The organism is Lysinibacillus fusiformis (genome assembly GCF_002845985.1).
Lineage (GTDB): Bacteria > Bacillota > Bacilli > Bacillales_A > Planococcaceae > Lysinibacillus > Lysinibacillus fusiformis_D.
In genome coordinates this window covers 671,315-683,454 of the sequence record NZ_PDFK01000002.1, presented here as the reverse complement: position 1 = coordinate 683,454, position 12,140 = coordinate 671,315, and the positions used below count along the sequence as shown (strand labels likewise).

Here is a 12,140-nt window from a genome sequence, read left to right as displayed (position 1 = left end):
GATTGAAATTGCAAGTAATAAACAGTCCATTTAATGAAGAGCAGGTGAAGTTATTAAATGAGCTTCTTCCTAAATTAACAACCGAACAAAAAATTTGGCTTAACGGTTATTTAAGTGCACCACTAGCAACATTGGAGGCAAATGAGGAACAGCCAACACCAGCAGCCCAACCCATTACCCAAACAATGACCATTTTATATGGCTCTCAAACAGGCAATAGTCAAGGATTAGCTGAAAAATATGCAGCCGCTTTAAAAGCTCAACATGTAGAGGTTACTATCTCATCATTAGGAAAATTTAAAGCAACTAATTTAAAAAAGATAACAAATCTTTTACTGATTGTTAGTACACATGGGGAAGGTGATCCACCCGATCAAGCGATACAATTCTATGAGTTTTTGCACAGTAAGCGCGCACCTAAGCTAGAGCATCTACAGTATTCGGTCCTTGCTTTAGGGGATAGCTCCTATGAATTTTTCTGTAAAACGGGGAAGGATTTCGATGAGCAATTCGCCAAATTAGGTGCAACAAGAATGGTTCCCCGAACTGATTGTGATGTGGATTATGACGACGCAGCTGCACAGTGGTTCTCAGCAGTTCAACAAAAATTTCTGCAGCAAGCAACTGCTGTAGGGTCTACTTCAACATCAAACGAAGACACGCAACTACTAGAAGAATCTACATATTCAAGAAAAAATCCATTTTACGCTGAAGTACTTGAAAATCTGAATTTAAATGGTCGTGGCTCGAATAAAGAGACACGTCATCTTGAATTATCAATTGAGGGAGCTCATTTTCATTTTGAACCTGGAGATAGCATTGGCATTCTGCCAGAGAATGATGAGCAATTAGTCCATACATTGCTGGCAGCCCTTCAATTCAATCCAGAAACGGAAGTGACTGTTTTTGAGGAAACGGTAGCATTGAGGGATGCGTTACAGAAAAAATTAGAGATTACGGTGTTATCTAGGCCTTTACTCGAAAAAATAGGTGCTTATACAGAGCATCAACAATTTTTAAAGCTATTTGAGGAACCGAATGCTTGGAAGGGCTATGCAAAAGGTAGAGATTTACTTGATGTGGTAAAGGATTTTGCACCATTTACATGGAGTGCTCAGCAATTTGTAGAGATGCTACGTAAAATTCCAGCACGACTTTATTCAATCGCTAGTAGCCAAAAGGCCAATAACGAAGAAGTTCATTTAACCATTGGAAAGGTTAGCTACGAGACAGCTGGCAGAAAACGTTTGGGTGTTTGTTCTGGCAGTGTAGCAGAACGTGTTCAAATTGGTGATACATTACCAATCTATGTTCATAAAAACCCGAACTTCAGATTACCAGAGAATGAAGATACGCCAATTATTATGATTGGAGCAGGTACAGGAGTTGCCCCGTATCGAGCTTTCCTTGAGGAGCGAGAAGAGTTAGGGATTGAGGGGAAGGCGTGGCTTATTTTTGGCGACCAGCATTTTGTTACGGACTTTCTTTATCAAACGGATTGGCAACGTTGGCTTGCATCGGGCACATTAAGCCAAATGCATGTAGCCTTTTCACGAGATACCGACCAAAAAGTATATGTTCAGCATAAATTACAAGAAAATGCGGCGAGCTTTTATGAATGGCTTGAGCAGGGTGCTGTCATTTATGTGTGTGGTGATAAGCAGTCGATGGCAGCTGATGTGGATGCAACCATTCATCACATCATTGAGCAGCAAGGGCAGAAAACACCAGAGGAAGCGAAAATTATTGTGAATGAATTAAAACAGCAGAAACGCTACCAACGTGACGTTTACTAACTGTATTTAGCATGAGTTCTTTAACAAATGATTCCTCTAGTGAGGCTCGTACCTTAGCTAAAAAGCACAGCCCCAGATGGAAGCCAAAACGCCGAGGTGTAAAGGATTAAAGGAGCGATCAAGAATGACAGAAAAGATAGTTTTACCTCCACAGCCTGGAGAACCAAGTGATGTAGAGCGCATTAAGACTGACAGTAATTACCTACGTGGTACGCTCGAACGTACCATGAATGATCCATTAAGCTCTGGTATTCCAGAGGATGATAATCGTCTTATGAAATTCCATGGTAGTTATTTACAGGATGATCGAGATCTGCGCAATGAACGTCAACGCCAAAAGCTGGAGCCTGCTTATCAATTTATGGTGCGTGTACGAACACCAGGTGGCGCAGCTACACCAGCACAATGGCTAGTCATGGATGAAATGGCTAGAACATATGGTAATGGCTCTTTAAAGTTAACAACACGTCAAGCATTTCAAGTACATGGTATTTTAAAATGGAATGTCAAAAAATATATGCAGGAAATCAATGAGGTACTATTGGATTCTCTGGCAGCTTGTGGAGATGTAAACCGCAATGTGATGTGTAATGTGAATCCAAACCAATCAGCATTACATGAAGAGATTTACAACTGGTCTGCCAAACTAAGTGAGCATTTATTACCTCGAACACGGGCTTACCATGAATTGTGGTTGGATGGGGAAAAGGTGGTAGATAGTCAGGATGAAGAAATTGAACCGATTTACGGAGCACAATATTTGCCTCGTAAATTTAAAATAGGGATTGCAATTCCACCAAGTAATGACGTGGATGTTTTTTCACAAGATATTGGACTTATTGCCATCGTTGAAAAAAATCAGCTTATTGGCTTTAATATAGCTGTTGGTGGAGGAATGGGCATGACCCATGGTGACCATGAAACCTATCCACAGCTTGCTCGTTTAATTGGCTTTATTACGCCAGATAAATTATTGGAAACAGCAGAGAAAATTATTACGGTACAGCGTGATTATGGGAATCGTTCTGTGCGCAAAAATGCACGTTTTAAATACACGATCGATGCAAGAGGGCTTGCCTGGTTCCAAGAAGAATTAACACGTCGGCTAGGCTGGGAAATTCAGCAGGCTCGTCCCTATATATTTGAGCGTACTGGTGATGAATTTGGCTGGATTAAAGGGGCAGATGGTCATTGGCATTACACGTTATTTATTCAAAATGGTCGTATAAAAGACTTTGAAGATTATCAGCTGTTAACAGGATTACGCGAAATAGCTAAAGTACACACAGGTGATTTTCGCCTAACACCGAACCAAAATTTAATGATTAGCAATGTGACCCCACAAAAAAAGAAAAAAATTAATACGATTATTGAACAATACAAACTAACAGATGGTGCGCATTATTCTGCCTTACGTCGCAATTCCATTGCCTGTGTTTCTTTACCAACCTGTGGTTTAGCAATGGCGGAAGCAGAACGCTATTTACCTTCGCTCATTACGAAGCTTGATGCCATTATCGATGAGGCAGGATTAAATGAAACAGAAATTGTTATACGCATGTCTGGCTGTCCAAACGGCTGTTCACGTGCAGCGATGGCTGAAATCGGCTTTATCGGTAAAGGACCAGGGAAATATAATATGTATTTAGGGGCAAGTTTTACAGGCAACCGATTGAATAAAATCTATCGTGAAAATATTGGCGAAGAAGAAATATTAGCAGAGCTTCGACCAATTCTTCTGCATTTTGCGAAGGAGCGTTTAGAGGGGGAGCATTTTGGTGACTTTGTTATTCGTGCTGGATATGTGACAGCTGTTAATGATGGGAGAGAATTTCACTAATGATTAAAGCCATGTAGCAAATTGCTTTGCTACATGGCTTGTTGTTGAAAAAAGGTGATGTCAATAGCAAAAAAAGAACCTTTAGCAAGGCGAGAGGTTGATTTCCGTTCCGCCAGCGTCCTTTCCAGGGGGCGTCCGATGAGCCGCTTCACTCACTGCGTTTCGCTCCAGGGTCTCACCTGTGGACGCTAAATCCCCTAGGAGTGACGCCGGCTCCACTCCAACCAACCATGTGGTAAAAGTGTCTTTTCCTTCTCTTTCATACTAGACGTAATGAACAAAATAGCACATTATTTGTAGAGAAAGGATAACCTCTTATTTTCAATGTAGAGAAGTGATGAGTGACAACATCCCTCCATAAAGAGTAGTGAATACCTTCACTTTAGTTGAAAGCCTTTGCTAACAAGAAACATTTTTATGGATTGGAGCGGTAGCGGAGGAAGCGGCTCAGCGCTTGCCCACAGGAAAGCAAGTAGTCTGCAATGGAAATCTATTTTCACATTTCACAAAAATACTATTAATGGTTTTGTTTTTTCAACACTAAGCCATGTAGCAAATTGCTTTGCTACATGGCTTTTTAAATGGAGTAATCTTCGGGAATAAATACTTTTAATTGTTTTGGCTTTACAAATACTTGATCGCCAACTTTAAGCTGTAGGTGGAAAAATTGTTCTTTTGATAACTCCGCCTCTAAAAATTCATCAAGATCCTCACGGCGTAGCTCAATTTGGACAATAGGTCCTAGCAAATGAATATGACTGATTTTAACAGGAACTGTCCCTGGAATACTTGTTTTTTCGATATGAATGTCATGAGGGCGTACATAGCCAATTACGTTATCATTCGTATGTGTGAGGGCATCTGGTACATCCAGTGCAACTTCGCCTTGCATGAGCTTACCATTATGTAAGCGACCTTTAAAAAGATTGACATTGCCCAAGAAGTCATAAACAAATGGACTATTTGGATTCGTATACACCTCATCTGGGCTGCCAATTTGTTCGATTTTGCCATTATTCATTACGACAATGCGATCCGCTACATCTAGTGCTTCCTCCTGGTCGTGTGTCACAAATATACTGGTAATATGAAATTCATCATGCAACTTTCGTAGCCAGCGACGTAATTCCTTGCGAACTTTTGCATCAAGTGCTCCGAACGGTTCATCCAATAAAAGAACCTTAGGCTCTACAGCAAGGGCTCTCGCCAGTGCAACACGTTGCCGTTGCCCCCCTGAAAGCTGTGTCGGATATCGATTAGCGTAATTTTCGAGTTTGACTAGCTGCAATAATTCCATCACTTTATTTGTTATTTCTTGTTTTGAGGGTCTGCTTTTTCGCGGGCGAACCTTTAGCCCATATGCGACATTATCAAAGACTGTCATATGACGAAAAAGGGCATAATGCTGAAAGACAAAGCCCACATTGCGCTCCTTTGGATGTCGATTGGTTATGGACTGACCATCGAATAAGATATCACCAACATCAGTGGTTTCCAGCCCCGCAATCACACGTAATAAAGAGGTTTTTCCCGAACCAGAAGGGCCGAGCAGTGCTACTAGCTCCCCTGACTGAATATGAACTGATATATCCTCTAATGCTTGAAAAGCACCATATTTTTTGGATACGTTTTGAATTTGTATACTCAACGTGACCATCTCCTTTTAACTAGATTTTGATTTCCATGCGATTATATCTTTCACAACTAATGTAAAGATGGCCATAACACTCATTAAGGAGGCAACAGCAAAGGCTGCTGAAAATTGATATTCATTATAGAGAATTTCAATATGAAGTGGCATCGTATTGGTCATGCCACGGATATGACCTGATACAACAGAGACCGCCCCAAATTCCCCGATGGCTCGTGCATTACATAAAATCAAACCATAGAACAGTCCCCATTTAATATTGGGCAATGTAACATACCAAAATGTTTTAAAGCCGTTGGCACCAAGTGAAATGGACGCTTCCTCCTCAGATGTGCCCTGTGTTTGCATGAGTGGTATTAACTCACGTGCAACAAAGGGTAAAGTGACGAAAATAGTGGCGAGGACAATGCCAGGCAAGGCAAAAACAATTTTAATATCATGTGCGAACAGCCAATCACCGAAAAGTCCCTGTGAACCAAACAATAAAATAAATACTAGTCCTGCGATAACAGGGGAGACGGCAAATGGTAAATCAACGATGGTAAGTAATAGATTTTTCCCTTTAAAATTAAACTTTGTAAGGGCCCATGCAGCCATTACGCCAAAAAGAGCATTAAGTGGTACAGCAATAGCTACAACCGTTAACGTAAGCTTAATAGCAGCTAACGCATCTGGATGTGTAATAGCAGCAAAATAAACGTCGGCTCCCTTTTGAAAGGCTGTAATAAAAATAGATAGTAAAGGTAGTACGATAAAGAAAGCTAAAAAAGCTAAGGCAATGAACGTTAACGAATAGCGAACAATACGGGGCTCCTGTAATGCAGCAGACTTTGGGGCTGCTTTATTTTTCTCACTACTAGCCTGCTGAATAAATGTTGATTGTTCCATGTGGTACCTCCTACTGTACAAAACGACGATTGGCTAGCCATTGGATCAAGTTGATGGTGAACAACAGAATAAAGGATGTCACAAGCATGACAACTGCTATTGCGGTAGCACCTGCATAATCATATTGTTCTAGCTTCGTCATAATAATTAACGGTGTAATTTCTGTTTTCATCGGCATATTTCCTGCAATGAAAACAACGGAGCCATATTCACCAAGTGCACGGGCAAAGGCTAATGAAAAGCCAGTTAAAATGGCAGGTAATAGCTCTGGCAGAATGACTTTACTGAAGGTTTGTAAACGATTGGCACCAAGACTTGCCGAAGCTTCCTCGACCTCAGCGCTAATATTTTGTAATACGGGTTGGACTGTACGTACTACAAAAGGTAGCCCGATAAATGTTAACGCGATCATAATACCAAGCGGTGTAAAGGCAATTTTAAAATCAAAAAATTGACCGATCCAGCCATTTGGCGCATAGAGTGATGTTAAAGCAATACCAGCAACAGCAGTAGGCAAGGCAAAGGGTAAATCTACTAGGCCATCAATGATTCGTTTAAATGGAAATTGATAGCGAACGAGAACCCATGCGATAATGGTGCCGAAAAGTACATTTAGTAAGCCCGCAATCAATGCTGTGCTGAAGCTCACTTTATAAGAGGCAACAGCACGAGGCTCTGTAATGATAGCGATAAACTCAGTCCAGCTTAAGGACATGGTATGAATGAAAATCATTGAAAGTGGTAGTAACACTAGTAAACTAACATAGAGCATTGTATAACCAAGAGACAGATGAAAGCCTGGAATTATTCGCCGTGATTTTTTAGGAAGGATTAACTGACTCATCAAAACGCTCCTTATTGTGGTACATATATTTCATCAAAGGTACCACCATCTTTAAAATGGGTAGCTTGTGCTTGTGACCAACCGCCAAAATCATCAATGGACACAAGTTCAAGCTGAGGAAATTGCTCTTTATATTTTGCTAGAATGGTTTCATTACGTGGTCGATAATAGTTTTTTGCCGCAATTTCTTGCCCGATATCACTATATAAATGTTGTAAGTAAGCTTCCGCAACTTCACGTGTCCCTTTTTTATCAACGATTTTGTCAACAACTGCAACTGGTGGCTCTGCCAAAATACTTAATGATGGTGTGATGATTTCAAATTCGTCCTTCCCTAATTCATTTAAAGATAAGTAGGCTTCATTTTCCCATGCAATTAAGACGTCTCCAATCTTTCGTTCTACGAATGTCGTTGTAGCACCACGAGCGCCAGAATCTAATACTTCAACATTGCTATAGAGTGATTTCATAAATTTTTTTATTTTTGTTTCATCATTGTTATATAACTTTCCAGCATAAGCCCAAGCCGCTAAGTAGTTCCAACGTGCACCACCAGATGTTTTGGGGTTGGGTGTAATGACCGACACATCTTCTTTAATTAGATCATCCCAGTCTTGAATATTTTTTGGATTCCCTTTGCGTACTAAAAACACAATGGTCGATGTATAGGGGGTCGAGTTATAATCAAATTCTGTCTGCCAATCTTTATTCAATAGCTCGCGTGTTTGAGCAATTTCGTCTATATCGTAAGCTAGTGCAAGGGTGACAACGTCAGCTTCGAGACCATCGATCACAGCTCGACCTTGTTTGCCAGATCCACCATGTGATTGATTGATTTTGACATCTTGACCTGTTTCGTCTTTCCATTTTTTTATAAAATCCTTGTTAAATTCATCGTAAAGCTCGCGTGTTGGGTCATAGGAAACATTGAGTAGTTCTACAGACTTCTTTGCTTCCTGACCACTTGCTTTTTCATCAGAATTAGCACTTCCACAGCCAGTTAAACTTAACGTTACTGCAGCTAATAGTGCTAACGTTTGGAGAACATAGCTCCTTTTTTTCATATCATTTCGCTCCTTTTCCATCTAAAGAATGCAAAAAGCCATCCCCCATAATGTTATGACTTCATGGGTAGATGGCCTTCAGATTCTCTGATCAGCAACTTATTATTTATGTCAAAGCTTTAATAATACATTAAACATATATTTCCTATTAGTCAACAAGGAATTAAATAAAAAATTAATTATTTTGAAAATGAATATAACGGTCACTAGATACCACTCATTCTATGCAGGAAGGAACTGAAAAAATGGGTGGATGAAAAAGATATGTCAAAAAACCTAGTTGACTACTTGGTGTATTTTAGTATATATTTGGTAATAAGAAGAATGATTGTGGTACGAGGTAGCAAATACTAGTGAACAATCATTAAATAAAGAGCTGGCTAGTCAAACTAGAGGCGTTTTAACAAAGACCTGTTTTACTGTGTCTATTGTTAAAATGCCTTTTTTGCTATGAGGGGGGATTTGATGTTAACGTACGAAAATTGGCAAGAACCGATTATTGATTTTCAAGTTGATGATCTGTATAAGGGTGCACTGGAAGTTTTACAGTGGGGCTATCGAGAATATGGAGAGGAAATCGTCTATGCATGTAGCTTTGGCATTGAAGGTATTGTCTTAATTGATCTCATTTCAAAGGTAAAACCAGATGCTACAATTGTTTTTTTAGATACAGATGTCCATTTTAAAGAAACCTATGAAACGATTAATAGAGTCAAAGAAAAATATCCACAACTAAACATTGTCATGAAGAAGCCTATCCTTACATTAGAACAACAAGCTGCTCAATATGGTGATGAGCTTTGGAAGTCCAATCCAAATAAATGCTGTGACATTCGCAAGATAAAACCTTTGCATGAAGCCTTGTCAGGTAACAAGGCTTGGATATCTGGCTTGCGGCGTGAACAATCGCCAACACGTCAACAGACAAACTTTCTAAATCGGGACGATAAATTTAAATCGATTAAAGTTTGTCCACTGATTCATTGGACATGGAAGGATGTCTGGCGCTATGTTTCTAAGCACAATCTGCCATACAACCCATTGCATGATCAAGGTTATCCGAGTATCGGCTGTGAGCATTGTACAAAGCCAGCATTTACGATGGATGATTTACGTTCAGGACGATGGCAAGGTTCTGGTAAAACGGAGTGTGGTTTACATGAATAAAGGAGTTTTGCCATGCTTGAATATTTTGCAATAGCTATTAGTTTATTTTTTGCGATGAATATAGGGGCAAGCGGAGCAGCAGCCTCAATGGGCGTTGCTTACGGTGCGGGTGCCATCAAAAAAGCTTGGCAAGCATTACTTTTATGTGCAATAGGTGTCTATAGTGGAGCTGTATTAGGCGGAGGAGAGGTTGTCAAAACGATTAGCTCAGGCATTATGCCGCAGGACTATATTACGGTAAAGGTTGTCATCATTATCCTAATTTCGGCGACAAGCTCCTTATTTTTCGCCAATCTTTTAGGTATCCCCTTATCAACGAGCGAAGTAACGGTTGGCGCTGTTGTTGGAGTAGGAATAGCCTATAAAGTATTATTCGTGAGCTCACTGCTAGTTATCATATCATTTTGGATCATTGTACCGCTTGTCGCCTTTGTCATTGCACTTGTCTTTGGAAAATTATTATATAAATTACAAAACAGAGGGCTGCTAAAAGATCGTCCGATTTTAACGGTTCTGCTCGTATTAGCTGGATTTTTCGAAGCCTTTTCAGCTGGCATGAACAATGTCGCCAATGCTGTTGGACCACTTGTTGGTGCAGGGATGATAGATGTTACGATGGGCATTGTCCTAGGTGGGGCATTTGTGGCACTAGGTGCTATGCTACTTGGCAAACGGGTGCTTGAAACCAATGGTAAAAAAATTGTGCGCTTTCAAAAGGCAGAAGGAATCTTAATTTCTAGTACAGGTGCCCTTCTTGTTGGCGTAAGCTCGCTTTTTGGGCTTCCAGTTCCTTTAACACAAGTAACATCTTCATCCATCATCGGGATGGGCATGGCGAAGAATGGAAAACAAATTTTCCATCAGCATATTGTCAAAAAAATCATTCGGATTTGGATTGTATCGCCTATCTTTTCGTTAGCTATTTCGTACTTTTTAGTGCAGCTATTTTTAGAAAAGGACCTCTATGCCATTATTTTGATTGGCACTATTATTGTTGGGACACTAGGTGTCATTAGCCTAATGCGGACGATGCGAGAAGAAGAGCAGTCCATTTATGACGCAGGTGAAGGCATATAAATTGAATCATGCTAGAACTACTATTTTGACTATAAAACTTAGTATTTAACTAGAAGTAGGAGGAGATTTTCATGAGTTTACAACCACATGGTGGGCTTCTTGTGCAAGCGTTTAACCCAGAAAAAGAGATAGCAACCATTCACAAGGAAATTGAGCTGGATGCTATTTCTTTAAGTGATTTAGAGTTAATTGCGATAGGTGGCTATAGCCCAATTGAAGGCTTTTTAACACAAGAAGATTATGAGTCAGTTGTGGAACAAAGTCGCTTAGCATCAGGCGTAGTATGGAGTATTCCGATTACATTACCTGTTACACAAGAAAAAGCAGCTACGATACAGCCTGGTGATGAGGTGAAACTGGTCTATCAAGATGAAGTTTATGGCGTTATTGAAGTAGTTGATATTTATGAGCCGAATAAACGAAAAGAGGCTTTGCTTGTATATGGGACAGAGGATTTAGCACATCCAGGAGTTCAAAAGCTTCATGACCGACCTGCTATTTATGTCGGTGGAAAAATTACCTTAATCAAACGTATCGCACAACAATTTCCTGCGTATTCGTTTGATCCCGTAGAAACACGTCAATTATTTGCCGACAAGGGATGGAAAACAATTGTTGGCTTCCAAACTCGTAATCCAGTTCATAGGGCGCATGAATATATTCAAAAGGCAGCGCTTGAAACAATTGATGGGTTATTTTTAAATCCACTTATTGGTGAAACAAAATCGGATGATGTGTCAGCTACAATACGTATGGAGAGCTATGAGGTTTTATTGAAAAGCTACTATCCTGAAAGCCGTGTACAATTAGGCGTTTTTCCTGCCGCAATGCGTTATGCTGGGCCAAAGGAGGCTATTTTCCATGCGCTTGTAAGGAAAAATTATGGCTGTACCCATTTTATTGTTGGTCGTGACCATGCAGGTGTAGGTGATTATTATGGTACGTACGATGCACAAAAGATTTTTGAACAGTTTACGGAAGATGAATTAGGAATAGTGCCATTAAAATTCGAACATAGTTTTTATTGCCAGCGATGTGAGGGGATGGCTACTACCAAAACGTGTCCGCATGATGGCTCTGCCCATGTTATTCTATCAGGAACGAAAGTACGTGAAATGCTTCGTAATGGAGAAGTACCACCTAGTACATTTAGCCGCAAAGAAGTTGTAGATGTATTAATCAAAGGCATGCGTAAGGAGGTAGTTAAATGAGTTCAAATATTGTTTGGCATGAAGCCTCCATTACGAAAGAGGAACGTCGTTCAAAAAACAAACATCAAAGCTTTATTTTATGGTTTACGGGATTATCTGCTTCAGGGAAATCATCCGTGGCCAATGCTTTTGCCCGTCGATTATTTGCACGGGGCAATCAAGCCTTCGTTTTAGATGGTGATAATGTACGCCATGGCTTGAATAAGGATTTAGGATTTGATGAGTTCGGACGAAAGGAAAATATTCGCCGAATAGGGGAAGTTTCTAAGCTATTTATTGAAAGTGGTCAAATAGTGCTAACCGCTTTTATTTCACCTTATCGAGAAGATCGTCAAGTAGTACGTGGACTTGTAGACGACGGTGAATTTTTAGAGGTCTATGTAAAGTGTTCAGTAGAAACATGTGAAAAAAGAGATCCGAAAGGTTTATATAAAAAGGCAAGGAATGCTGAAATTACGAACTTTACAGGTATTAGTGCCCCATATGAAGAACCAGAGAATCCAGAAATTATTTTGAACACAGAACAGCATTCCATCGAGGAGTGTGTTGAACAACTGACGAAGATTTTAACTTTGAAGGGATACATTTAAAGAAATTAAAAG

The 12,140-nt window shown here is 40.0% G+C and carries 10 protein-coding genes; 6 read left to right on the top strand and 4 right to left on the bottom strand.

All coding sequences use genetic code 11. The features are described from left to right. The first annotated feature begins 2 nt into the window (after positions 1–2). Together CRI88_RS09410 and cysI are read left to right on the top strand one after the other, a co-directional pair. Positions 3–1,796, top strand: a complete 1,794-nt coding sequence (locus CRI88_RS09410; RefSeq protein ID WP_058844847.1) for an assimilatory sulfite reductase (NADPH) flavoprotein subunit — start codon at positions 3–5, stop codon at positions 1,794–1,796. Between the two features lie 124 nt (positions 1,797–1,920). Continuing rightward, a complete protein-coding gene (gene cysI / locus CRI88_RS09405; RefSeq protein WP_058844848.1) occupies positions 1,921–3,636 on the top strand; it encodes an assimilatory sulfite reductase (NADPH) hemoprotein subunit in 1,716 nt (571 codons plus the stop codon). 577 nt (positions 3,637–4,213) lie between these two features. Here the strand turns inward: cysI and CRI88_RS09400 are convergent. From CRI88_RS09400 to CRI88_RS09385, 4 genes are read right to left on the bottom strand one after another with little or no spacing between them, the layout of a single operon-like run. Beyond that, positions 4,214–5,284: a sulfate/molybdate ABC transporter ATP-binding protein gene (locus tag CRI88_RS09400; protein WP_036119803.1), complete on the bottom strand. Its 1,071-nt coding sequence runs from the start codon at positions 5,282–5,284 to the stop codon at positions 4,214–4,216. 15 nt (positions 5,285–5,299) lie between these two features. Beyond that, complete coding sequence (gene cysW, locus CRI88_RS09395) at positions 5,300–6,175, bottom strand: sulfate ABC transporter permease subunit CysW (RefSeq protein WP_036119808.1); 876 nt, start codon at positions 6,173–6,175, stop codon at positions 5,300–5,302. A gap of 10 nt (positions 6,176–6,185) precedes the next feature. Continuing rightward, on the bottom strand, positions 6,186–7,019 hold the full coding sequence (cysT, locus tag CRI88_RS09390; RefSeq protein WP_036119812.1) for a sulfate ABC transporter permease subunit CysT: 834 nt from the start codon (positions 7,017–7,019) through the stop codon (positions 6,186–6,188). 11 nt (positions 7,020–7,030) lie between these two features. Beyond that, a complete protein-coding gene (locus CRI88_RS09385) occupies positions 7,031–8,083 on the bottom strand; it encodes a sulfate ABC transporter substrate-binding protein (protein WP_036119815.1) in 1,053 nt (350 codons plus the stop codon). A 465-nt stretch (positions 8,084–8,548) separates the two neighbouring features. Between CRI88_RS09385 and CRI88_RS09380 the strand changes: the two genes are divergently transcribed. From CRI88_RS09380 to cysC, 4 genes are all read left to right on the top strand, one after another. Next, the gene (locus CRI88_RS09380; RefSeq protein WP_036119818.1) at positions 8,549–9,250 is read left to right on the top strand and encodes a phosphoadenylyl-sulfate reductase; all 702 of its coding nucleotides are present in this window, start codon (positions 8,549–8,551) and stop codon (positions 9,248–9,250) included. Positions 9,251–9,262: 12 nt separating this feature from the next. Then, on the top strand, positions 9,263–10,327 hold the full coding sequence (locus tag CRI88_RS09375; RefSeq protein ID WP_058844849.1) for an inorganic phosphate transporter: 1,065 nt from the start codon (positions 9,263–9,265) through the stop codon (positions 10,325–10,327). 71 nt (positions 10,328–10,398) lie between these two features. Next, positions 10,399–11,538: a sulfate adenylyltransferase gene (gene sat, locus CRI88_RS09370; protein ID WP_058844850.1), complete on the top strand. Its 1,140-nt coding sequence runs from the start codon at positions 10,399–10,401 to the stop codon at positions 11,536–11,538. Then, entirely contained in the window at positions 11,535–12,128 is a 594-nt protein-coding gene (gene cysC, locus CRI88_RS09365) for an adenylyl-sulfate kinase (protein WP_058844851.1), read from the top strand. The genes sat and cysC overlap by 4 nt, the downstream gene beginning before the upstream one ends. Positions 12,129–12,140 lie beyond the last annotated feature (12 nt).

Coding starts and splice junctions, on each gene's coding strand:
- CRI88_RS09375 (WP_058844849.1), top strand. CDS start 9,263: ATGCTTGAATATTTTGCAATAGCTATTAGTTTATTTTTTGCGATGAAT.
- cysW (WP_036119808.1), bottom strand. CDS start 6,175: ATGGAACAATCAACATTTATTCAGCAGGCTAGTAGTGAGAAAAATAAA.
- CRI88_RS09385 (WP_036119815.1), bottom strand. CDS start 8,083: ATGAAAAAAAGGAGCTATGTTCTCCAAACGTTAGCACTATTAGCTGCA.
- cysT (WP_036119812.1), bottom strand. CDS start 7,019: ATGAGTCAGTTAATCCTTCCTAAAAAATCACGGCGAATAATTCCAGGC.
- cysC (WP_058844851.1), top strand. CDS start 11,535: ATGAGTTCAAATATTGTTTGGCATGAAGCCTCCATTACGAAAGAGGAA.
- CRI88_RS09380 (WP_036119818.1), top strand. CDS start 8,549: ATGTTAACGTACGAAAATTGGCAAGAACCGATTATTGATTTTCAAGTT.
- sat (WP_058844850.1), top strand. CDS start 10,399: ATGAGTTTACAACCACATGGTGGGCTTCTTGTGCAAGCGTTTAACCCA.
- cysI (WP_058844848.1), top strand. CDS start 1,921: ATGACAGAAAAGATAGTTTTACCTCCACAGCCTGGAGAACCAAGTGAT.